The 23,120-nt window shown below is 43.3% G+C and carries 21 protein-coding genes; 15 read left to right on the forward strand and 6 right to left on the reverse strand.

All coding sequences use genetic code 11. The features are described 5' to 3' along the window. Nucleotides 1-1,985, reverse strand: a 1,985-nt coding sequence (locus AC4II3_RS08680) for a DAHL domain-containing protein (RefSeq protein ID WP_488006843.1), incomplete at its 3' end; no start/stop codon positions are given. Further along, on the reverse strand, nt 1,982-2,962 hold the full coding sequence (locus tag AC4II3_RS08685; RefSeq protein ID WP_488006845.1) for a cytochrome-c peroxidase: 981 nt from the start codon (nt 2,960-2,962) through the stop codon (nt 1,982-1,984). The genes AC4II3_RS08680 and AC4II3_RS08685, both read right to left, overlap by 4 nt. Nucleotides 2,963-3,540: 578 nt before the next feature. On the opposite strand from AC4II3_RS08685, the gene AC4II3_RS08690 reads away from it, so the two are divergent. The 3 genes from AC4II3_RS08690 to AC4II3_RS08700 are packed head-to-tail and all read left to right on the forward strand — an operon-like array spanning nt 3,541 to nt 9,905. Further along, nucleotides 3,541-7,614 carry a response regulator gene (locus AC4II3_RS08690; protein ID WP_488006847.1) on the forward strand — a complete coding sequence of 1,358 codons (4,074 nt, stop codon included), beginning with the start codon at nt 3,541-3,543 and terminating at the stop codon, nt 7,612-7,614. A gap of 18 nt (nt 7,615-7,632) precedes the next feature. Beyond that, nucleotides 7,633-8,445, forward strand: a complete 813-nt coding sequence (locus AC4II3_RS08695; protein ID WP_488006849.1) for a GAF domain-containing protein — start codon at nt 7,633-7,635, stop codon at nt 8,443-8,445. A 26-nt stretch (nt 8,446-8,471) separates the two neighbouring features. Further along, nucleotides 8,472-9,905 (forward strand): adenylate/guanylate cyclase domain-containing protein, encoded by a 1,434-nt coding sequence (locus tag AC4II3_RS08700; protein WP_488006851.1) that lies wholly within the window; start codon nt 8,472-8,474, stop codon nt 9,903-9,905. A gap of 113 nt (nt 9,906-10,018) precedes the next feature. Here AC4II3_RS08700 and AC4II3_RS08705 read toward each other — a convergent pair whose 3' ends face one another. Further along, nucleotides 10,019-10,222 carry a hypothetical protein gene (locus AC4II3_RS08705; RefSeq protein WP_488006853.1) on the reverse strand — a complete coding sequence of 68 codons (204 nt, stop codon included), beginning with the start codon at nt 10,220-10,222 and terminating at the stop codon, nt 10,019-10,021. A gap of 57 nt (nt 10,223-10,279) precedes the next feature. Here AC4II3_RS08705 and AC4II3_RS08710 point away from each other — a divergent pair, with 57 nt between their 5' ends. From AC4II3_RS08710 to AC4II3_RS08720, 3 genes are all read left to right on the forward strand, one after another. Next, the gene (locus AC4II3_RS08710; RefSeq protein WP_488006855.1) at nt 10,280-10,885 is read left to right on the forward strand and encodes a Crp/Fnr family transcriptional regulator; all 606 of its coding nucleotides are present in this window, start codon (nt 10,280-10,282) and stop codon (nt 10,883-10,885) included. 481 nt (nt 10,886-11,366) lie between these two features. Next, nucleotides 11,367-11,930: a calcium-binding protein gene (locus AC4II3_RS08715; RefSeq protein WP_075903769.1), complete on the forward strand. Its 564-nt coding sequence runs from the start codon at nt 11,367-11,369 to the stop codon at nt 11,928-11,930. Nucleotides 11,931-12,267: 337 nt separating this feature from the next. Then, complete coding sequence (locus AC4II3_RS08720; RefSeq protein WP_488006857.1) at nt 12,268-12,705, forward strand: response regulator transcription factor; 438 nt, start codon at nt 12,268-12,270, stop codon at nt 12,703-12,705. A gap of 197 nt (nt 12,706-12,902) precedes the next feature. Here AC4II3_RS08720 and AC4II3_RS08725 read toward each other — a convergent pair whose 3' ends face one another. Together AC4II3_RS08725 and AC4II3_RS08730 are read right to left on the reverse strand one after the other, a co-directional pair. Continuing rightward, nucleotides 12,903-13,808, reverse strand: a complete 906-nt coding sequence (locus AC4II3_RS08725; protein WP_488016089.1) for an NAD(P)-dependent oxidoreductase — start codon at nt 13,806-13,808, stop codon at nt 12,903-12,905. 705 nt (nt 13,809-14,513) lie between these two features. Further along, on the reverse strand, nt 14,514-15,740 hold the full coding sequence (locus tag AC4II3_RS08730; protein WP_488016091.1) for an RNA-guided endonuclease InsQ/TnpB family protein: 1,227 nt from the start codon (nt 15,738-15,740) through the stop codon (nt 14,514-14,516). A gap of 65 nt (nt 15,741-15,805) precedes the next feature. Here AC4II3_RS08730 and AC4II3_RS08735 point away from each other — a divergent pair, with 65 nt between their 5' ends. The 5 genes from AC4II3_RS08735 (at nt 15,806) to AC4II3_RS08755 (ending at nt 18,452) form a co-directional block, all read left to right on the forward strand. Further along, a complete protein-coding gene (locus AC4II3_RS08735; RefSeq protein WP_488016093.1) occupies nt 15,806-15,946 on the forward strand; it encodes a plasmid mobilization protein in 141 nt (46 codons plus the stop codon). A gap of 203 nt (nt 15,947-16,149) precedes the next feature. After that, on the forward strand, nt 16,150-16,470 hold the full coding sequence (locus AC4II3_RS08740; RefSeq protein WP_488016095.1) for a 2Fe-2S iron-sulfur cluster-binding protein: 321 nt from the start codon (nt 16,150-16,152) through the stop codon (nt 16,468-16,470). Between the two features lie 110 nt (nt 16,471-16,580). Beyond that, a complete protein-coding gene (locus AC4II3_RS08745) occupies nt 16,581-16,766 on the forward strand; it encodes a DUF8621 family protein (RefSeq protein WP_488016096.1) in 186 nt (61 codons plus the stop codon). Continuing rightward, nucleotides 16,763-17,887, forward strand: coding sequence for a DUF3326 domain-containing protein (locus AC4II3_RS08750; protein WP_488016098.1), 1,125 nt, complete (start codon nt 16,763-16,765; stop codon nt 17,885-17,887). Before AC4II3_RS08745 ends, AC4II3_RS08750 begins: the two co-directional genes overlap by 4 nt. Continuing rightward, nucleotides 17,865-18,452 carry a CPBP family intramembrane glutamic endopeptidase gene (locus AC4II3_RS08755; protein WP_488016100.1) on the forward strand — a complete coding sequence of 196 codons (588 nt, stop codon included), beginning with the start codon at nt 17,865-17,867 and terminating at the stop codon, nt 18,450-18,452. The genes AC4II3_RS08750 and AC4II3_RS08755 overlap by 23 nt, the downstream gene beginning before the upstream one ends. A 166-nt stretch (nt 18,453-18,618) precedes the next feature. Here AC4II3_RS08755 and purN read toward each other — a convergent pair whose 3' ends face one another. Next, nucleotides 18,619-19,275: a phosphoribosylglycinamide formyltransferase gene (gene purN / locus AC4II3_RS08760; protein WP_488013315.1), complete on the reverse strand. Its 657-nt coding sequence runs from the start codon at nt 19,273-19,275 to the stop codon at nt 18,619-18,621. A gap of 357 nt (nt 19,276-19,632) precedes the next feature. Between purN and gpmI the strand changes: the two genes are divergently transcribed. The 4 genes from gpmI to AC4II3_RS08780 all read left to right on the forward strand — a co-directional run bounded on the left by gpmI (nt 19,633) and on the right by AC4II3_RS08780 (nt 22,837). Then, a complete protein-coding gene (gpmI, locus tag AC4II3_RS08765) occupies nt 19,633-21,231 on the forward strand; it encodes a 2,3-bisphosphoglycerate-independent phosphoglycerate mutase (RefSeq protein ID WP_488013331.1) in 1,599 nt (532 codons plus the stop codon). A 77-nt stretch (nt 21,232-21,308) separates the two neighbouring features. Then, nucleotides 21,309-21,539, forward strand: coding sequence for a preprotein translocase subunit SecG (gene secG / locus AC4II3_RS08770; protein ID WP_008191847.1), 231 nt, complete (start codon nt 21,309-21,311; stop codon nt 21,537-21,539). Between the two features lie 25 nt (nt 21,540-21,564). Next, a complete protein-coding gene (locus AC4II3_RS08775) occupies nt 21,565-22,434 on the forward strand; it encodes a peptidase (protein ID WP_488013317.1) in 870 nt (289 codons plus the stop codon). 241 nt (nt 22,435-22,675) lie between these two features. Further along, nucleotides 22,676-22,837 (forward strand): hypothetical protein, encoded by a 162-nt coding sequence (locus AC4II3_RS08780; RefSeq protein ID WP_488013319.1) that lies wholly within the window; start codon nt 22,676-22,678, stop codon nt 22,835-22,837. Nucleotides 22,838-23,120 lie beyond the last annotated feature (283 nt).

The following is a 23,120-nucleotide window of genomic DNA, read 5'->3' on the forward strand; positions in this document are numbered from 1 at the left end:
TTCGAGTAGGGTAGGTTAGTAGGTGGAAGGTTAGTTGCTTGAAGGTTAGTTGGAGTTGCCAGTTGCTGCTTATTAGGAAAACCTTGGCCTTTCGGCCACGCTTTCGGCAAAGCCGTTCGCGTAGCGGAGGCCGAAGGCCACGCTACGCGAACAAGATTCAACCTGTCAACCTTCAACTGATCAGACCTGTCAACATTCAAGCTGCTAACCTTAGACTGATCAGACCTATCAAGCTTCAAATTTTCCTTGTTACGAACCACGCGCAAGGTGACACTACCTTCTTGAGTAAACTTGATAGCGTTTCCCAGTAAATTAATTAAAACTTGACGCAATTTTCCCTCATCTGTTTTAACATATCGAGGAAGCTCTGGCTCTCGGTAAACAATGAGCTGTAAGCCTTTGGATGCGGCTCGCAGTCCTAACATCTCTTCGAGACTATCCAGCAGACGATATAGATCAAAGCTAGTTTCATTGACAGTGATCTGACCTGCTTCAATTTTGGACATTTCTAATATGTCGTTTATCAAGTTCAGTAAATGCTCACCACTGCGACTAATGATGGCTAGATATTCCTGATGTTCTTGATTCAATGATGAATCACGGTTCATCAATTGGGTGAATCCTAGAATGGCATTGAGGGGAGTGCGCAGTTCATGGCTCATATTGGCAAGAAATTGGCTTTTGGCTTTGTTAGCTTCTTCAGACTTAGTCCGCGCTTTTTCGGCTTCTTTCATACTTTCAGCAAGTTGGACAGTACGTTCTTCTACCCTAGCTTCTAAGTCCTCATTTAGTTGCTGCAAGACCCGGGAGGCTTGTTTACGCTCAGTAATGTCATGAAAGAACACTGAAAGACCATTAATACCTGGATAAGCTTTCACGTCAAACCAACGTTTGGTCGGTGGATAGTATTCTTCAAAGGTGACAACAACCTGTGCAGCAACCGCCCGATGACATTCCTGGTAGAACTTGGAGCCAAAGACTCCGGAAAACACCTCCTCCACATTCTGATTCAGAAGCTGTTCGGGTTGACTCTGTAGCATTTGGAAAGCTTGAGGATTAAGATAGGTAATCTGCCACTGATCGTTTAGGCTAATAAAGGCATCCGTGATACTTTCGAGAATGTTAATGGTACGACGATTGGCTTTTACCAAATTGTTGATAATTAAGTTGGCAATCCAAGCCAGCAAAATCAACAACCAACTATAGGCATATAAACGATAAGTATTAGCTGTATCAATAGCTTGGTAATAGTAGAGGTTATAGGCGTAATCCAGTTCTTCGTTTAGCTGCTTAGTAGGGAGCTGTAGCAGTTGGTGAGTCAGTTCATCTACCTGAGGTTTATTGCTCATAATTCTTCGGGAATGGCTCAGGGCTAGATCGATCAATTCTTCATCTTTACCAAAATCATTTTGGTCTTTTATCAGCAACAGTCTATCCATATTGTCTTTGATCAGCGCTTCTAATTCCTGATCAGAGTTGAGGTTGTAAAGCAGGATATTTTTCAGCAGTTCATCGAGAATAACTTCTAAATCATGGCTTCCGCCTTTAGCCGAGGTACTTTTTACGATATCATTAGTCAGAAATGGTAAGTAACTCAGGGAGTTTTTTAGAATTGCATTCTGAAATTTTAATTTTTCGATTATTTTTTCTTTTTGTTTGATAATTTTTGAAGTTTTTTGAATAATTTTATTAAGCTGTTTTCTGCCTTCCTGATTAATAAATTTTGGGATTATTTTAAGGCTATTTTGGGTATCTTTGAGTTGAGATAAATGCTTGATAAATGGATCGTAAGAGCTTAAGAGATCGTACCGAGATTTGAGAATATCCTGATTTAATATTACATCTATCTCCTTTTGTTGATTTAAAGTATTTTGATACTGTTGGTGTTCTTCAATATTAATTGGTAGACTTTTATTCACCAAAAAAGCCAAGAGAAGAACAGCAGCTAAGGTATTTAGGAGCTTTAGGAATTGAGTTTTGTTCACAATGGTTTTCCTTGGTACTCGCCTGTGAGAGTTTTGAGGAACTTGACAATCAGACCAATATCGTTTGGGGACAGTGGACGTCCCAATTCATATTTGCCCATTATCCTCACAGCTTCTTCAAGAGTTTCAGCTGAACCGTCGTGAAAATATGGTGATGTTAAAGCGACGTTGCGCAAACTGGGAACCTTAAATACATAACGATCACGTTCATTGCCAGTGACATTAAAGCGTCCCAAATCAGCTTTGGTAAGCTTACCGCGATCTTTGAAGTAATCCCCAAACAGACCAAAAGCCTGGAACATATTACTGCCGACATTGACTCCTTGGTGACAGCTAACACAGCCATAGGCTTTAAACAAACGATAGCCTTCTTTTTCTGAGGACGAGAGGGCATTTTTATTGCCCTGCAGAAATTGGTCAAAGCGTGAGTTGGGAGTGTACAGCGATCTTTCAAAAGTAGCGATCGCATCCTTGATGTTGTCGCTGTTGATACCATCTTTATACAGTTGGCTAAATAGTGAGACATACTCAGGGGATTGCTTGAGCTTACTGAGGATTTCTTGCCAATTAGAACCCATTTCATGCTCTGCATGGATTGGTCTATCAATCTGTTCCTCCAGGGTTTCAACGCTCCCATCCCAATGTTGCTTAAAATTGAATCCACTGTTGAAGACTGTGGGGGCATTGATTAAGCCAATCCTATTATTGATCCCAATTGAACGCACCATTTGGTCTGTACCACCGGTATTTAGATTGTGGCAGCTAGCACAAGAAATGGTGTTATCCTGTGACAGTTGGGGGTCATGAAAAAGCCTCTTGCCCAGTTTAATTTTATCTTTGTTTAGTTCTAATTTGAGTTGTATTGGCTGAATTGGTTCATCAAAGAAAAGACTATGTTCTGAATATTTTACCCTATAGTTGATTGATTTATATGGTAATTTATAATGATTATTAATAAAAATTAAAATTATACTCATAACTATCAACAAATAAAGATAAAAAATAGTTTTGATTTCACTAGTTTTCTTTTTAGGATAAACCATTTAATTTTTAGTTAATTTTGAGTATTGTTATAATTAAGGTTTTGATTGTCCATGGGCCACATTTGAAGGTTCAGAAGATAACCCGATAACCGGCTAAGGCACTAACCTACACCTGTTCACCATCTGTATCTCAAATAAATGAAATTAGTATTAGTTACTATGACCCTATTTGAAGTTCATCAAATTACAGAACCACAAGTCAACAGTAATATTACTGACAAGTCGTAATTTTAATTTATAATTCAAGGTAAATTACCGATTATAATCAATCGGTTTGAGTAATTATCATATCTCTTCTTGGGTAATTGGTACTTGGGAATTGGTACTTGGTAGTTTACGATTCACCATTACCGATTGCCCATGACCAAAACAGGGACTATTTGGTAAGTGATGAACCATAGTTGCTCTAAGTACTAACCACTAAGTACTTTTAAAAAAAATTTCCCGGACTGACTATAATCTTTCTGGTAGAGATTAGGCGAGATCCGATCAAACCGATATCCGATTTTTTTATGGAAACATCTGAATATACTCAGCTCAATCCATTTGTCCAAGCTCGTGAGTACTTTGAAGAAATTCTTAATTGGCTCTGTTCTGAAGAAGCGTACCGTCTCACCTATTACCAGATAGAAGAAAACCTCTGGATTAATGGTATGGAACTGTTGCGGCAACTGCTACAAGGTTATCTGGATTGGCGGGGAGACAATCAGCCAGAAGCACTATATCCAAGAAGGCAGGGTAGGTACTCTACCCAGGTCAATCCCCAGCCTGGAAGTGATTGGGGTATTGTCCAAAATAGGGATAATTTGTACTCCGATGCAAGAGGGGGAACAGAGGGCATCAGCGGAGAAAGGGGAGGTAAACAATTGTCATCTTATCCCACCAGTAGGCAACCCAGCCTAAGGACTATCTTCGGAACAGTTAGACTCAATCGTTTTAATGCTAGTTCCCAGAGAAACTCACCTCCGGATAATTCCCCACTCAAGGTTTACCCACAGGGGTACTGTCAGGTCAGCGGTATTCCTTTAGCATCAGAGGTGGACACCAGTTGCTCCGACCCCACTATCCTAGCCCAACCCCAGGCCAAAGCGGCTGTTGTTTTTCAGGAACAACAGGAAGGATTTTCCATAACAGAGATGGGAACTTGGTTTAGACGCCAGTGGTGGCTTAAGCACAATAGTTATCAATCGGTATGGCAACCAAGGCGTTCTGTTCCCCGGTTGTTAATTAGTGGCACCATTGCGCTAGTGGGAACAGCAGCTTTCACAAGTTATTGGGTGGTTCGGAGTTTGATTCTTGAGAGTCTGGAGGATAATGCTGAATTGAAGGTCAAGATGGCGGGACATCAAATTGATGAATGGCTGGCGGCTCTGATGGCGAAGGTGGAAACGATTGCGAATACTCCCGAAGTTCGGTCTTTGGAGTGGGAGGTTGCCCAACCCTATCTGCAATTCGAGCAAGAACGATTGCCCGATTTTCATATGTTTGTCATGGCTAATGGGAATGGCTCTTACTACACCAGTCGTGCAGGTTTTATTGAGGGGAAGAATCTTAGCGATCGCACTCACTTTCAACGAGCGATGCAAGGAGAAACCTTTGTGGATAATCCGGTGGTCTCTCGTTCTACTGGTATTCGCCAAGTCAATATTGCGGCTCCTATCTGGTCAGTTCCCCCCAACAATCACACGGAAATTACTCCAGAAAACCTGGCTGTGGGCAACCTAACCAACGAGGATGTGGAACTGGGGGATGTAACCGAAGCAAAACCAGGGGAGTTGGCTGGTCCATTTTCTTTCCCCATGGGAGAATTTGCTGGACCGGTTTCCCTAGACCGACTGTCAGAGGTGATTACCAATACTACCTTGGGAGAAGGGAGTTATGCCTTTGCTTTGGACTCAGAAGGAGTACCCATTGCCCATCCAGACCCAAAGGTAATTCAATTTGGTAGGAGTTTTTTAGACTCCCGTGACCCCAATCTCAAGCAAATTGCTCAAGAGATGATGGTGGCTAGGAAAATAGCCAACCCGCAAGAGTCGGTAAGGCTACTGGAACTGGATGGTCAGTGGGTGTATGTTGCCTATGCTCCTCTGCAACAGGCGGATTGGTCTGTGGCTTTGGTGATTCCCCGGGCTAATGTGGAGCGACAACTCAATTATCTCAATCTGTTGGCATCGGTGTTGGGAGTGATGCTGATCATCGCCATGGTTATTGCTTTACTACAGATTCAAACTTTCGAGCAGACCAACGCCAGAGCTCAGCAGGAGGCGCTGCTGAATCGACTTACTACTCGTATTCGTGAATCTCTGGATTTGGAAACAACTGTGCAAACTACTGTCAATGAAATTGCTAGCCTCTTGCGTCTCGACCGAGTGACTTTTGGCTGGTATCACCAAGACCAACAATGCTTGGAAATTCTGTGTGAACATCGAAAAGCTGATTTACCGTCCCAAGTGGGATTAATACGTATCAAATCTTGTAATGATTTATGCGATCGCTTAAGCCAAGGACAGATGGTTCAGTTCCATGATAGTGGTGATAAACTCATCTACTGCCAGACAGGGAACTATCTGGCGTTACCAGTCATGATTCGGGGGTTGCATCCTCCTGGCTATTTAATTTGTATGCGCCGCAAGCCTTGGAGCTGTAGTGATTTGGAATTGGAGCTATTAGAAGCCGTGAGCAATCAGTTAGCGATTGCCATCAACCAGGCACATTTATACACCACTACTCAAGAACAGTACAGAATTGTCAGTGAACAAGCTCAGTGCCTCAAAACCACCACGACTCAATTACAGCATACTCTGGCTTATGTGGATGCGATGATTAGAAGCTTAGCAGATGGATTACTGGTAACAGATACCAACGGCAAAATTACTCGCATCAATCCAGCTTTGGTGAGCTTGTTTGATTTGGGGGAAACCGAGTTACTCGGTCAAGGGTGTCAGGGAGTATTGGGGAATGCGATCGCAAACCTAGTCACTCTTACCAAGACTAACCCTAAACAAGTCTTTACCGCTGAAGTAGAACTGACCAATCAACGGATTGGCAAAGCCGTAGCCACTGCTATTTTAAAAGATACTAAGGCTACAGATAACCTTGATAGTAAGGATGGCTTTATAGGTTCGGTTATTCTGATCCGAGATATTACCTTTGAAAAAGAAGTAGACCGGATGAAAACAGACTTTATTTCCACAGTTTCCCATGAATTGAGGACTCCTCTAACCTCAGTCATGGGTTTTGCCAAACTGATTCAGAAAAAACTGGAAAAAACCCTATTTCCCTTAATTCCTACCAATGACCACAAGATTCAGCGCACCCTGAACCAAGTGTCAGAAAATGTTAACATCATCATCTCCGAAGGGGAGCGTCTCAAAGCGTTGATCAATGATGTTCTGGATCTGGCTAAGTTAGAAGCTGGTCGAGTAGAGTGGAAAATGCAACCCGTCTCAGTTGTCGATGTCCTAGAACGAGCAATCACTGCTACCACTGCTCTGTTTGAACAGAATGATGTGGAATTAATTAAGAGTATAGACGAGGGCTTACCTCAGATAATTGGTGACCGAGACCGATTAATTCAGGTAGTGATTAATCTCATCTCTAATGCAGCGAAGTTTACGAATCAAGGGTTTGTATACTGTAAAGTAATGCGAACTGGTTCAGAGATTACCGTTAGTATCATTGATAGCGGTACAGGGATTAGTGAAGCGGAGCAGGCGCTGATCTTTGAAAAATTCAAACAGGCGGGTAATACTCTAACTGAAAAACCTCAAGGTACTGGGTTAGGACTCCCTATTTGTAAGGAAATTGTGGAACATCATGGAGGAAAAATTTGGGTCGAAAGCGAACTGGGCAAAGGGAGTAACTTCTCCTTTAGGTTACCCATCCCGGTTGAGTCTGAACCTGGAGTAAAAACCATAGCTGCTGAAACCCTGCTCACCCAACTCCACTCATCCATGACCACCTCGACAATCACCACAAATTCCAGGGATAAAACCATTCTGATTGTGGATGATGAAGCTCCAATTCGAGAGCTACTCAAGCAGCATCTTAGAGCAGAAGGTTACAGGATTCAGGAAGCGCAAGATGGTTGGGAAGCAATTGAACAGATCAAACAAGAACCTCCTGACCTAATTATCTTGGATGTAATGATGCCGAGAATGAATGGGTTTGATACAGCAGCGGTGGTTAAAAATGACTTGGACAGTATGGATATTCCGATTATCATTTTGTCCATTACTGAAGATCAACATGCTCTAGGAGTTGAGCGATGTTTGAGCAAACCGATTAATCTCGAAGAACTGCTCAAAGAGGTTGTTCGACTGACCTCTCAAGAAAAGCCGACTAAGCAAGTTTTGATAGTGGAGGAAAATCTCCCTCAATCTGAAATGATTACTCAGGCATTACGGAAAAGAGGAATCGGGATTATTTCTGCCAGCAATGGGCAAGATTGTATTTCTAAAACGATTTCATTCAAACCTGATATGATTCTGGTTAACTCAGGGATTGCGAAAGACCAAGGGTTGGTTAACAAAGTGCGTTTTGAACATAATTTATCTACGATATTTTTTATATTATTAAATCAATAATACTAAACTATTACATGCATGGCCGCTATTAAACTGAAAAAAATAATTGCCCAAAAAGACATTTCGTCACTGCTCAATAACTTGATCACTTCCCTGGGAGGAGATATTAGTATTCAAGACATTGATGAGCAACTGTTATTCGGAGATGAGCCTGATGATTCATCTGGTAAATACAAGATAGATCTGAAAGGAAGTACTTTAGGGTGGGTCAGGGGAGGAGAGAATGCTCGTCCTATTGCCGCTCTACTCAATTATTTAGCGAATCGAGAACTAGAACGCCGAGCAATTGCTATAGAAACCTTAGAAAACTATCGAGAAATCAACTTACTCTACAATTTATCCAGAAAATTAACTGCCAACTTAATGCCTCAAGACGTTGCTCAAATTGTGATTAATCAAACTAGGGAATTAATTCCAGTAAATCGGGGATTTCTGTTTTTGCTAGACCAAGATAAATCCCAACTGGAAGTACTGGCTAGCTTTGATTCAAAAATGGGGGATAGACCCCAGAAGCAATCGATAGCAGGTATTGTTCGCAGTGTGATTATGACTGGTGTAGGAGAAATCGTTAACGATGTCTCATCGGATCCCAGGTTTGTGCCATCTGATTATCCGATCAGTTCCCTAATGTGTGTCCCACTCAAGACCAAAGATCAGGTAATTGGTGTGATTGAGCTCAGTAGTGAACAACCTGTAGACTATACAGCCAGGGATTTGAAATTAATCAGTGCTTTAGCATCTCAAGCCACATCAGCCATATCTAATGCTATCCTCTATGAGAATATGCTTCGAGAAGAACGGGTGAGGAGTACTTTGAATCGATACTTTTAAAGTAAATTACCACAATAGCACAAAGTATGGCATCTGTCAGTCTCAAAAAAATTATTTCTAAGCCAAAAGCGCTAGGGGTCATAAGTCAACTGATTGAGGCCATAGACACCGCTGTCGAGATTGAGGATGTCCACGGAAAGCTGCTGTTGGACAATCCTAGGAAAATTTCGGTATTGGGAGATTGTAACTTAGCTAATAAATATCCCGTTGAAGCAAGAGGTGAGGTGATTGGCTGGGTCAAGGGCGATCAGAAAGCGATCGCAATTAAAGAACTCCTGAATTATTTGGCTAATCAAGAATTAGAAAAAAAAGATCTAGGCAGTGCTATCTTAGATCAATACCGAGAAATTAATTTACTCTATAGAGTTTCGGAACGGATTCCATCCTGTTTAGAGCTCTCCGCTATTGCTCAGCTTTTCTTGGATGAAGCGAGAAGACTGATTCCAGGAGATTGTGGTTCAGTGTTGTTAATTAATTCCGAAACTGAGCAACTAGATATAACCTCAGCCTTTGGCAAACAGTATAATCCCACAGATTTTTTTCAGCTGAGTAATAGTGAGACAAAGAATGGGCTAGGAATTGGTAAGGCTGAGATTGTGAATCAGGTTCAATATGATACCAGATTTATGGCTAGTGTGAAGTCCATAAACTCCCTGGTTTGTGCTCCTCTAAAAACCCAAAAGGGTCTGCTGGGGGTAATTAATTTTTGTAGTGAGAAACCGGTTAATTATACAGCTCAAGACTTGAAATTCTTAACGATTCTTGGAGCTCAAGCAGCAGGAGCTATTGAAAATGCCTTGCTCCATAGAAATAAACTACAGGAGGAGCGGATTAAAAGCCGACTGGAACGCTATATTCCTTCCCAACTTGTCCAAGCTATTATTGATGCCAAAGGCAATATTTCCCTCACTCCAGCGAAGAAGCCTATTACTATATTGTTCTCTGATATTCGGAATTTCACAACTCGGTGTGAAGAATTAGAAGCCCATAAAATTGTTGAATACCTCAACGAATATTTTACCTGTATGGTCGATGTCATCTTCAGCCATGAGGGAACAGTCAATAAATTTGTGGGGGATATGATTGTGGCTATGTTTGGTGCCCCCTCTAAGCTAGAGGATAATCAGGGACAAGCGATCGCAGCTGCTATTGCTATGCAACATCAACTTAAGACTATGCCTACCCCCTGGATCCGGGAGAATTTTCTAACCGGTATTGGGATTAGTTCAGGAGAAGTCGTGGTGGGAAACATTGGTTCTCCCCAGCATATGGACTATACAGCCATTGGTGATGAAGTCAATATCGCTGCCAGATTACAAGCTATGGCCAACGGGGGTCAGATCCTCGTCAGTGGTAGTGTTTATGAAGCGACCAAGCACCAGTATAGCTATCGGGAATTGGGTCAGGTTTCAATCAAGGGAAAACGGCAAACAGTAGATGTATTTGAGCTGATTAACTGATATGTCATATAGCATTTTTATTTGAGTTGTGAACATAGTCAGTTAGAGAAAGGCAAGAGGCAAGAGGAACCCACCCCTAACCCCTCCCAGGAGGGGAAGGCAAGAGGCAAAAATTAATCAACTATATATGGATTTTTGATAGCGATGCAATTAAGCAAAAATTCTAATAAAATTCCCACACTTTCCACAATTTCCACACTTGCCCTTTCTGTTTTACAACTATAAGATGCACCCTCCGATATTCCTGCTCCTAGTTGCTGGTTGGGACATTTTCTGTATTCAAGTTCTGATTTTTTGCGATCTTTTCCAACAGACATCGGCAAAAATGATTGCTTAAACTATTCACATGTCCTGCCGTACTAGAAGCCTTATTGATGAATCTATTGAAACCTGAGAGCCTTCCCCCTGCTCTAAGTCAGGGTGTCATCTTCCAGAATCTGCTTGCTGAACAGAAGCTATTCTACCAGGGAAATTCCGCATCGTATTTTTTTGTAGTGGAAACAGGGCGATTCAAACTTGTTCACTACACTCAATCAGGGAAAATGGTTACACTCCAGGTGGTTAGAGCCGGTGAGAGCTTAGCTGAAAGTGCTCTTTTTTCAACGGTCTATCCTTACACAGCAATTGCTAAGGTAGCGTCACGAGTAATTGTTTATCCCAAGCAACTGCTTTTGTCAAGCCTTTGCCTTTATCCTGAGTTGGCAGAAAATTTCATGACCATTTTGGTTAGACACATTCACTCCCTCAGAGTCCGTTTAGAGTGGCGAGAAATTCGGACTGCTCACGACCGGGTACTTCAATATCTACACTACTTAGCTCAGTTCCGTAATCAAACCGTTCTCAGCTTAGACCAACCCTTCAAAGAAATTGCTGCTGAGCTAGGTTTGACTCCCGAAACTGTATCACGAGCTTTGATGCAACTGGAAAAAACAGGAGCAATTACTCGTAAAAGGCGTTTGATTACCTTAATTGAAAATTGAAACTTGAAAATTTAAAATGGTTAATTGTCAAGAGTCAATTAACCATTAAGCATTAACCCTTGCTGTGAATATGAAGTGATTCACTGGACAATCTATGACCTGTGTAAAACTTGATTTGAATCAAGTAAGTCTAATTTGTTTCTAATTTTTATCCTTGACTAATAATTTATAATCGCTTCCTATAACACTTGATTTAAATCAAACAAGTCTAACTTATTTCTAATTGTTTTCTAATTTTTATTCAAGTAGAAAAAATTATAGTTGATATCAAGTCCAGTTAAACACTCATCCAACCAGGTAGTAGTTTAGACTGTTTACTCATAGTTAATTGTTGATGGTAACTTCAATTAATTGCCATTAATTACCATGAACTACCATTAACAATTAACGATTAACAATTAACGATTTACCTGAATACAACCTGATTAACCGGACTATGACCTGTTAGACCAAATTCAAGCTAAAACAAGGAGACAATTAAATGGCAGCAACATTAAGTCCAGGTAGCACAGCTCCGCTATTTATAAGCGACTTTGAGGGTGCAATGTTTTTTGATAGCCCTCAAGAGGGTGGAGGTGTATTCGCCGTAGGACAAGAAGATCAAACTAACATTTTTATTTTTGGCGACGGTAATGATGTAGCAGCTGGCGGCGATGAAGTAGATATACTCATGGCTGGAGCAGGAGACGATAACATCCAAGGTGCTGGAGGAACTGACTTTGTCTTCGGCGGTCTGGGAGATGATATTGTTCGAGGCGGCTTAGGAGATGATGTTGTTGTTGGCAATGAAGGATCCGATGTTCTGATCAGTGGCGGCGGCAGCGATATCTACGAGTTTTTCGCAGATCAGTTCTTAGAAGGAGACTTGGATATTATCCTCGACTTCGAGGTAGGAAGTGATGCGATCGTAGTTGTAGGCAGCACTGATGTAAGTTATGACGCCTTCACTGGCTTTTTATCGGTTGATGGATCGGAAGTTGCAGTATTAAATAGGGGGTTAGATATAGACGTCTTTACCAGAACCAATTCCGCTGTAGTCTTCTAAAGTAGTCTTCTAAAACAGTTTTCCTCAGATGCAAGGGTTGTGTTGTAAACACTGAAAAGACTGTTGGCTTGATCAGGTTTTTATACAGGGTATTATTAGCTTCCGGCAACTAGAACAACTCCAGTATGTCCCCATTGCCTTTTGGTGTGGGGACTTTTTTGTCGTACTTTAGCTAAAGCGACTTTTAGATTGTGTCCGCTTGAATAGTTATATTTCATTAATTAATAAATACTTAAATACTCTACCAATTTACCAGCAAAGCATCCGGAATAGCTGACTTGATCAAGTAAATGTGTTGGTGTAGAAACAGGTAATGCTTTACTCAGTAGACTGCTCTATGACTAAAAAAATCTTGATCGTTGATGATGAACCTTATATGAGACTACTGATCGAGCAAACCCTGGAAGACCTAGAAGATGAAGGGGTAGAATTACTTACCGCTGAGGATGGTGAAGATGCCCTAGAGCAAGTTAAGTCAAAGCAACCTAATCTGGTATTTCTGGATTTAATGATGCCGAAAATGAGTGGGTTTGATGTCTGTAATCAGATCAAAAATGTTCTGTATATGAACGATGTTTATGTGATCATGCTAACGGCTAAGGGACAGGAGTTTGATAAACAAAAGGGCAAAGAAGTCGGCACAGATATGTACCTCACTAAACCCTTTGATCCTGATCAAGTTTTGGAAAAATCTCAAGAAATACTTGGTATAGCGCAAGTCAGAAGTCAGAAGTCAGAAGTCAGAAGTCAGCTAGACTCACGTTTCGGAGTTTAAGAGCGATGCCGCGCGGTCTTGGGGGTTTCCCCCATGAGCGACTGCATCAAGACAATGTCAAACATCTGAATGCGTAGTGCTATATAACCGCTACTAAATTAAAGCAGGAGAGATTTCCCTAGCCATCACCAATTTACCAAGAACTAATCTACTGTCCCGGCTTTAGTGGATAGCGGTATCACTAAATCCATCATCCTTCAGCTTCTGAGTTCACCGTAGGCACGGATCATGGCTTGAGTTCCCTGTTGACCTCCTGTACCACTGTCAAGTTGTTGAACAACTTTGAAAAGACGGTCAGCTAATTCAACTCCAGCTAAATCCAGACTAGAAGACTGGAGGCTTTCGAGCACAAGCCTGAGGTCTTTGACCATGTGCTTAATCATGAAACCAGGCGCAAAGTCAGACTCAGCCACTTGTTGCCCTAAGTTGGATAACGCCCATGACCCAGCAGCACCTGTGCTACAAACTTCAATAACTAAATTAGGGTCAATTCCTTGATGTTCTGCCAATTTCATTGCCTCGCATAGCGCTACCATATGGACAGAACAAAGCACCTGGTTGCACAGTTTAACGGCTTGACCGCTGCCGACCGGACCGCACAGGCGAATGGTTTTGCCAAGAATTTCCAGTAGGGGTTTACACTCCTCGAAGTCCGTCTGCTCGCCTCCAAGCATAATGGTTAGGGTACCATTTTTGGCTCCGATATCCCCACCGGAAACTGGTGCATCCAGAAAACGTAGGTTGTGCTTCTTTAGTTCCCCACTGATTTCCTGGGCTGCATTTGGTCCAATGGTGGTGAAATCGACAATTAGGGTACCGGGTTTGGCATACTCAGCCACTCCCTCAGCTCCCAGCATAACCGCTTCCACATCTGGGACATCCCCCAAGCAAGAAAAAATTATGTCAGCTGACTCGACAGCTTCCCGGATCGATGAGACTACCTTGGCTCCAGCATCAGCAGCAATCTTGACTCCTGGACGACCGGGGGTGCGATTCCAAGCCATAGTGGGGTAATTACTGGTGGAGTAATCACTACGGGCAAGATTGGCTGCCATATATCCACCCATAACGCCGAGACCAAGAAAGGTAAGATTGCTATTCATGGTGATTCGATTAAGTCCGCTTATAATATTCTTACCTAAAAGAAGACGGGAGTTTGAAAGCCCGCGTACATTATTAGTCGGGGGATGAAAAACGGGCGTAGCATTATGTGGATCAGCAACGCCCGAGTAAGAGTTGCTGAATCAAAGTATGAATCAAGCGATCGCCTTTAATTTATACAGGTGCTTTTCGTTAGCGAATTAAATTCTTAATGGTAAGAGCGCACCTACAACATTTCGCAGGTTTTGGTTGTCAAAATTAGGTCAATGTCTTTTAATTTAGATTCTGAATCGTCCTCAACGTTACGAACGCTGATGGTTTCTGCTTTGCTACCGGCATCGTCTCTTTCATGCTGTAACTCATGAGGCTAACCCTGTTTGTAAAATTCTCTTTACTGCTATCTTGAGAGTTCCCGAAAATTTACAGTGATCGCCCAATACCGCCATTCGAGCGAGGAAATTTTAATCTGAAGGGGAAGCAGGCTAAAAACGGCTTGGGGTAAGCTTTGGAGCGATGCTATCCAAAAAAAGTTTGAGATTAATTAACATGTTAATTAATCCTCTTATTTGCCTAGGCCAAGTCTTGAAATCTAATTTTTGCGTTGGTCAAGTTCAATTGGTATGGGAAGCCCTGGGGAAATATTGTGACATACTCCCGACGTTGCCCTAACGGGACAACGCGGGCTTCTTGCCAACACCACCCAACGGTTAGGTTACTCGGCAAGCTTTACTGCTGACGGGATGCCCCACCGCCAAATTCAATATATTTTTAGCTGCATTAACATCCCTGTCTTCTGTGTAACCACAATGAGGACAGGAATGAATGCGGTCTTTTAGTTTCTTGGGAACTTTTTTTCCGCAATTAGAGCAGTTCTGGCTGGTATTTCTAGGATTAACTGCTTTCGTTATCAACCCAGCATTTATGGCCGTAGGCCACGCTACGCGAACGGCTTTGATTGACAATATAGTAAGGAATTGCCCCCAACCAGCGTCTAGAACTGACTTAGCCATTCTAGTCTTGGCCAAACCTTTGATATTCAGTTTTTCGTGAGCTACTAGATTCGCCGAAGGCGACGCTACGCGAACGTGATTATCTAGTAAGCCCTTAACCGTCTTGAAATGGAAATCTTTTCGAGTATCAGCTACCTTTTTATGAGCCACCCCTAATTTCGTTACAGCCTTTTTTCGATTGTTGCTGCCTTTTCTGGAGCGGCTAACAGCTTTTTGGATTTTCTTAAGCCGTTTCTGGGCTTTTCGGTAATACTGAGGGATTTCAATCTCTGAACCATCAGACTTAATCAAGAATGATTTAAGACCCATGTCAATTCCGATCGGACTAGATACCTGATCAACTGGAATAATATTGGGAACAGTGTCATCCTGAACAGACAGTGTGATATAGATTCCGTCAGCTTTCTTGGTAACGGTAGCAGTCTTGATTTTAAAACCTTCAGGAATTGGCCTGTGATAGATAATTTTAACCCAACCAAATTTAGGTAATTTTAATTGATTGCCTTTGATTGGATCTTTTCCTAAAGACGGAAAGGTCAAGGAACGATACCGCCCTTTACCTTTAAAACGAGGTCTGCCGCTCCTCTCTCCTTTAGAATCTCCTTTTAGCCATCTTTTAAAAGCTAGATCTACTCGTTTAACACAATCCTGTAAAACGTGAGCATGAAGATCTGCGTACCAAGGTCTATCCTTCTTGAGTCCAGGCAGTGTCCTCTTTTGAGAGAAATAATCTGGGTTCTCTCTTAATTCTGGTAAATGACAAACAAGAGGGCAGGAGTTAACGGAACAGCGGTTCTGTTCATACCAGTTGAAGCGATCGGCCAATAGGTAATTATATTGATGCCTTAACATGTCTAGCCATCGATCTAATTCCACGACTTGTTTTTTTGTTAATCTCAGCCTGTACTGATATGCCGATCTCATTGTTGCCCTCTTGTTTTCGACCTATTATTATAGTAGCAAACGTAATTACAATTGTCAATTCAAAAATGAAAGATAAGACTATAATGATCAGGTTGACTAATTTTGAAAAACAGCAACTAAAACAGGAGGCCGACCGCCGGGGGATGACTTCCTCTGAGTTACTAAGAAGCTTGATAGCTCGCTTCCCTGAACCAAAAAAATCCTAGTTGGTGATTCCGTTCTACTCCATCACCGGGCTATCCTTCCCGACGCCCACCTTTCAGGTAGGGCGCGGGGCTGTCGCCCAAAAGCTCAAAGGGTTACTAATCGAAACAGGGAGCGTGAAGAAGCCGAAAAAGCGCTAAAATAACCCAGTGACCCTCCCTGTCCTATTCATAGGATTGGGAGAATCAAGCTCGAAACTGATACAATGCCCAAGACTTACACCGTCGAATTTAATCACAAAGGCAACACATACACTATAGAGGTGCCAGAGGATCAAAAAATTCTTGAAGCTGGCCATGGGGCGGGGATAGATTTACCCAGTTCCTGCACCGCTGGAGTCTGTACCACTTGCGCTGCCAAACGAGTAGGAGAAGGCAGTGTAGACCAAGCCGATGGCATGGGTTTAGGCCCAGAACTCCAAGCACAAGGGTATGTGCTGCTCTGTGTAGCTTATCCCTGCTCTAACCTGAAATTTGACACGGAAAAAGAAGATGAAGTGTACGACCGGCAGTTTGGTCAGCCGTGATCAGGTGTTTGCTGCTATATAATCAAATACCATTAGCCGAAGAGTTAGACGTAATGGTGAGATAGATTAGGATAGCCGGATTATCCTAACTTAGAACTAGGGAGAAAACAATGACAACCCATTTCATAACTGCAGAAATTGACCTCCAAGAGTCCCCTAAAGAACTGCACCAAGCTATTGAAGCAAAACTACAAGAACGGGGAGAACCCCTGCGCTGGGCAGTTACTCATGTAGACCCTGAGCAGGAGAAAGCTACGGTAGAGGCTATTGTGACTAAATCACCGAATAGTAAGTGAATCAACGTCCGTATACCGTTGTTTTAATCATTCCTACTGGTGTAGGAGCGTCGATTGGTGGCTATGCCGGGGATGCCTTGCCAGTGGCTAGAGCGATCGCACAAGTTAGCGATCGCTTAATCACCCATCCCAATGTCCTCAATGGTGCCCAGTTGTACTGGAACTTACCCAACGCCTTCTATGTGGAGGGCTATGGACTTGACAAATTTGCCGCTGGATGCTGGGGATTACGCCCTGTACATCAGAACCGAGTGGGATTACTCCTGGATCAGGGGATTGAACCGGAACTACGTTTGAGACACCTACAAGCAGCAGATGCCACCAGAGCTACCCTAGGACTGAATCTAACCGACTACGTAGTGACAGATGCTCCCTTAAATGTAGAACTGCGCACAGCAGCATCTGGAGCGAGTTGGGGAACAATTGGAAATCCCGATAGTTTATTGCGAGCAGCCCAAGTCTTGATTGACCAAGCCGGAGCAAATGCGATCGCAGTAGTCGTGCGTTTTCCCGATGACATGGATAGTGAAGCATTGCAAGATTACCGTCATGGCCGAGGCGTAGATCACCTTGCTGGTGCTGAAGCCATTATCAGTCACTTGATTGTTCGTACCTTTCAAATTCCCTGTGCTCATGCACCAGCATTGATGCCTTTACCCATCGATCCTAATTTGTCACCTCGTTCAGCAGCAGAGGAATTGGGCTATACCTTCTTACCCTGTGTTTTAGTAGGATTGAGTCGCGCTCCCCAATTTGTCGTTAACCAAAAAAATTCCCCCTCCTCCCTTGCTAATCCAGATTCTCAAACGATTTCCTCAAAACCAGGGGACATCTGGGCTGATGATGTAGATGCGATTGTGATACCAGCAACCGCCTGTGGTGGTAGTGCAATGTTAAGCTTTAGCCAGCTGCAAACCCAGATCATTGCCGTTGAAGAAAACCAAACTACCATGGAAGTACCTCCAGAACCTTTGGGAATTAAAGCCATACGAGTAAACTCATATTTAGAGGCTCTAGGCTTGCTGGTTAGCCATCGTGCTGGGATCAGTCCTAAAGCTCTGAGTCCATCCCTATCATCCCTGGGTCGCTTAAATTTTTGTGACAAAACAAATTCCCGATAATCCCGAACTTGAACCCCTAACCCGCATCCAAGTACTAGTGGCAATGGGTATAACTGCCGTAGTCTTACTCATCTTTGCCAAGCTATGGCTGCAACTAGGCAAGCTGACTCTCCTGCCCATCAAATTTACCCCCAATGCCCTACTTATAGGACTAGCCATGGGGTTGGGAATTACTGGAGCCAGTGGCTTAGTGTATCGTCTTTGGCCAGCTTATCGCCAGAGTGCAGAAGTATACCTAAAGTTAATTCTCAAGCCCCTAATCATACCAGATTTAATGTGGCTAGGACTGTTGCCCGGTATGAGTGAAGAATTACTGTTTCGGGGTGTCATGTTGCCAGCAGTCGGGTTAAATGCTATCGGTATCATAGCCTCCAGTATGCTATTTGGGATTTTGCATCTAAGCGGTATCCAACAATGGCCCTATGTAGTTTGGGCAACCCTTGTTGGTTTGCTTCTCGGGTATAGTGCGGTAGCAACAGACAACTTACTCGTACCAATTGTAGCTCATATCGTGACCAACTTTGTCTCTAGCTTGGTATGGAAATTGGGTAATTTAGAAAATTGAACATAGAAAATTTAAAATCCAATAAAAAATAACAATTAAATAACAATTAAATAATAATCCGTGTAGGAATTGTGATAATTTTTGTTCCCTATTCCCTCTTCCCTACTCCCTACTCCCTACTCCCTACTCCCTACTCCCTACTCCCTGCTCCCTTTGCTAAATAACATTAACAATTGATTAATGCGATCGCATCGACTAGAATCCGATGTTCTTGGACTTGAATCCGGGCATGGAGGGTTTCTGGGGTATCATCTGGTAGCACCGGAACAGCTGCCTGGAAAAGGATGGGACCACTGTCAACATCTAGACTGACCACGTGAACCGTACACCCTGTAATTTTTACCCCAGCCTCAAGGGCTTGTTCCACCGCCCGCACCCCTTTGAAACTAGGTAATAAGCTGGGATGGATATTGAGAATCCGATTAGGGAAAGCGTCTAGGAGTACCTGTGTGACCACTCGCATCCAACCAGCCATCACAACCCACTCCACCTCATACTCTTGTAAAGTTTGGACAATTTGTTGATCGAAATCTTCCCGTTTTTTATGCCGGTGATTATGTAGGACTGCTGGAATGCCGTATTTTTCCGCTCTAGCTAAGGCTTTAATGCCTGGATTATTGTAAATGAGCACGCTGATTTCGGCATTGAGTTGGCCGTTTGCGATCGCACTAGCTATTGCTTCAAAGTTACTGCCACTTCCGGAAGCCATCACTCCCAGTTTCACAGGGGAAGTAGTCGGGAAGGAGTCTAGGGTCTGTGGTCGAGAAATGGTAGGGGAAATCAAGCTCGGGCTGGAATCTGGAGAAGTGAGATTGGCAGTCATATCGGGAAATGCGATCGCACCTTCATAAGCATTACTTTATACATCACAATTTTATAGGCATGTTGATAGAAATTAATATTTGTAACCTTTCTACACTTTTGTTAGTTGTAAGTGTAGGCTAACAGTCGCCCTGATCCAAACACGCGCCTGCACGCCCAATTAATTGTATACAAAGGTTAGTTACCGAGTATAAATTCCTATTAGCTTGGGGTAATCAAAACCTTTGCTAGCAGGAGATTTAAGCTTTATCCTCACTCCATCAGCCGAAACCTAATAAAAATTGAAATTTATCATGAATATGCGGATTTTGAATGATATGATCGCGGTGCAATTAATAGTAGGATAAAAGGCGATATGATGAGGCAAGCACCTGTTTCTCCTGTGGTGCTAGTTATCTTAGACGGTTGGGGTTACCGCGAAGTAACTGATGCCAATGGGATAGCCCTAGCACAGACCCCTGTAATGGACAGCCTCTGGGCTGCCTATCCGAGTACATTAATTCGCACCTCTGGAAAGGACGTCGGACTCCCAGAGGGTCAAATGGGCAATTCGGAAGTGGGGCACTTGAATATAGGTGCTGGGCGTGTGGTGCCTCAAGAACTGGTGCGCATCTCTGATGCGGTGGAAAATGGCACTTTAAACAATAACCAAGCTCTTGTGCAAGTATGCCGAGAGGTTAAATCTCGGGGTGGGAAGATGCACATCGTGGGTTTGTGTTCTGAGGGTGGGGTACACTCCCATCTCAATCACCTCCTAGGATTGCTAGCCCTAGCCAAAGCCCAAAATCTATCTGAAGTTTATATCCACGCGATTACCGATGGTCGTGATACTAAACCGACCGACGGGATTGAAGCAATTCAAAAAATTCAGGATTATATTGATAAAGTTGGCATTGGATGCATAGCCACCATTAGTGGTCGCTACTACGCCATGGATCGAGACCGACGCTGGGAAAGGATTTCAAAAGCCTATGAAGTCATGACTCAGGATGGTCCTGGAAATGCGATCTCAGCAGTACAATTCCTCAAGGAGTCTTATGAGTCAGAAATTACTGACGAGTTTATCTTGCCCACACGGCTTACTCCTGGAGCTGTAACAGCAGGAGATGGAGTAATTTTCTTTAACTTCCGCCCAGACAGAGCCCGACAGCTTACCCAAGCTTTCGTGGATCCTAACTTTGATGGCTTTGAAAGGGAGCAGATCAAACCCCTAACCTTTGCAACCTTTACCCAGTATGACCCCAAGTTTCCGGTATTGGTCGCCTTTGAACCTCAGAACTTGACTAATATTCTGGGGGAAGTTATTGCCCAGCATGGGTTGCGCCAATTCCGAACTGCGGAAACCGAAAAATACGCCCACGTCACTTACTTTTTTAATGGTGGTCTAGAAGTTCCCTTCGAGGGTGAAGACCGGAAATTGGTGCAAAGTCCGATGGTACCAACCTATGATAAAGCACCAGCCATGTCAGCTAAGGAAGTAACCGATGAAGTGATCGCAGCCATCGAAAAACGCATTTACTCCCTGGTAGTAATTAACTATGCCAACACTGATATGGTGGGCCATACAGGCAATGTGGAAGCCTGCATAGAAGCAGTGGAAACCGTAGACCGCTGCCTAGGACGCTTAATTGATAGGATTATTAAAGTTGGTGGCACTACCCTGATTACTGCTGACCACGGCAATGCCGAGACTATGCGCGATGAGACAGGTAATCCTTGGACAGCTCACACGACCAACCCAGTACCCTTTATCCTAGTAGAAGGGGAAAAATTAAAAATCCCTGGACATGGTACAGAAGTTGCATTGCGCTGTGATGGATGTCTGGCAGATATTGCCCCGACCATCTTGGAAATCTTGCAGCTTCCCCAGCCAAAAGAAATGACTGGGCGTTCTATGATCCAACCCGCTGAGTTGGAAGTCCGTAGTAATCGGACACCCGTGCGAGTTTCTTTATAACACACGAAGTTGAGAACCCCTTTGTTTTAACCAAGGGAGAGATCACAACTTCTCAATGCCGTAATATTGTCAAAAGAATGGTTAATCAAATCCTGCAAATTATTTGGGTTTTATCTGGCTTGGGTCTGATTATTTTGGTTTTGCTCCATAGTCCCAAGGGAGATGGCCTTGGCGGTATCGGTGGTCAAGCTCAGCTGTTTACCAGCACCAAGAGTGCTGAAAAAGCCCTGAACCGGGTGACCTGGATCTTGGCGATTACCTTTATGAGCTTGACCGTGATTTTAAGTGCAGGTTGGTTAAACCAGTAGACCAGTGGATAAGTAGTATAAAACCTTGGGGAGTAAGTGGGATAACAACGATCAGCAGCGATGGATAGCCCTGTTTCTAGGGGGTATCAGTTGTCTGTTAGTGATGTTGACTAACTGCAGCACCGCAGCCGGTTTACACCCAAAGTTTAACCGATTAACAGAAGCCTCTTCTGCTATGGTGGCTTCCTCGCCATTCACCTCACCTGCCCTACCAGCTCCTAAGCCTCACCCTCTACCAACTCCCCTTGCCCAGTGGCAAGACCCTACCGGCAGCGGTGATTATTTTTCTGAAATCAAGGGCACTCCCTTAGGTTATCTGATCTGGTCTCAGTTTCCCGTGAAGGTTTATGTGGAACACCCCCAACCACCGGCTGTGGTTGATGCTAAGCACCAGCGCTTCCAACAATGGGTTGATGCGGTGTTAAAGGCGGTGGCAGAATGGGGGGTGTATTTGCCCCTAGAACTAGTTGACCAGCAGGAATTAGCAGATATATCGATTTTGCGATCGCGCCCTCCTTTAAAAGTTTCCTTGAACCGTGAAACCGGAACATTTGATTGGTCTCGCGCTCGCTCAGCCGTTACTAGCTATGAATTTTACCTGGCGCAATCCATCAGGGCACCAGAGAAAATAGTAGATAATATATTATTGCATAAGTTTACGATACTTCTCTCTCCTCAGCAATCCATTGACTACACCCTTGCCACTGCCCGTCACGAACTGGGTCATGCACTAGGTATTTGGGGTCATTCTCCTTTAGAAACTGATGGGCTATACTTTTCTCAAGTTCGCAATCCCCCGAGAATTTCTGCTAGAGACATCAATACCCTCAAACGGATATACGAACAGCCAACTCGCTTGGGATGGCCTTTGCTCAAGGTAAAAGGTAAAAGCTAAAAGGCTTGCATCCATAGGACTTATGCCCCTGAAACCAAGAATTAAAGTTTTTACTAATAGGTTTTTACTAATAGGTTTTTACTAATAGGAAAAAGCGAACTTTGGAGCACACAGCTTCAGGTGCGACCCGTGGTGAATTTAATTCGGCAACGGAAAGCGCACCTCAGATTTACAGAGGTTCTATAGGGAAAGGGTGCATAAGTCCTGATCCACATGAGAGTGCAAACAAATCCTTGTCTTGATGCAAAGCGCGAGTGGGGGAAACCCCCTTTGGCAGCGCTGCATCGCTGTGACATCCTACTTTTGGCCAGTATTGGGCAAGCTCGAAGCTAGTGCCTGTGAGCTTCAGTCGGTAGGAATACTTACCACTGTACCAATAGCTAGAGCGATTGTCTGGTTTTAAGGGATTACACTATACTAGTAAGTCCTTAAGAAATGGCACAATAGTAGTTCGTATACTATGCTATTACACTCAGCTATGGGTATGACGTTTTCATAGCCATTGGCATCTGAGTCAGTTACTCAGCTTTACCAGAGTGCTCGTACCAAGTTGCAGCTTAAATCGTAACGAGAGGAAATAAGGACTTGGTTATTTCGCCATTGTCCGACAAGTAAATTGCACTTGAAAAACGCAACTTGGTCTTAGCTTTCAGCCCACTTGTCTGATTTATTAGTATCGGACATAT

Source organism: Moorena sp., from assembly GCF_982860115.1.